This window comes from Pseudoxanthomonas sp. LjRoot206, assembly GCF_056175725.1.
This window is the reverse complement of sequence record NZ_JBGFFI010000019.1, coordinates 1-526: the sequence shown is the minus strand read 5'-3', so window position 1 is coordinate 526 and position 526 is coordinate 1. Positions and strand designations below refer to the sequence as shown.

At 68.3% G+C, this 526-nt stretch carries 1 protein-coding gene; it reads right to left on the bottom strand.

The features are described from left to right. Positions 1-526, bottom strand: a 526-nt coding sequence (locus tag AC04MD_RS20240) for a Calx-beta domain-containing protein (protein WP_475498991.1), incomplete at both ends; no start/stop codon positions are given.

Genomic DNA, 526 nt, shown 5'->3' with positions numbered 1-526 from the left:
GTGTAGGTCACGGTCACCGTGGTGTCCGTCGTCGAGGTGCCACCGGTCATCGTCACCGGGAACACCAGGTTGCCGCCTTCGTTGATCGTCGGCGTGCCGCTGATGTTCACCGTCAGCGTCGGCGCCACGTCCGTGATCGTGCCCGTCGCGGTCGAGGTGCCCACCGTGTAACCGGTGCCCGCGGCGATCGCCGGGATCACCGTCTCGTCGCCTTCCACGATCGTGTCGGTCAGCGTCGGCACCGTCAGGTCCGCCGTCGTCGCACCGGCCGGGATCACCACCGTCGCCACATTGGTGTAGTCAACGCCGTTGGTCGCCGTGCCCGTGTAGGTCACGGTCACCGTGGTGTCCGTCGTCGAGGTGCCACCGGTCATCGTCACCGGGAACACCAGGTTGCCGCCTTCGTTGATCGTCGGCGTGCCGCTGATGTTCACCGTCAGCGTCGGCGCCACGTCCGTGATCGTGCCCGTCGCGGTCGAGGTGCCCACCGTGTAACCGGTGCCCGCGGCGATCGCCGGGATCACCG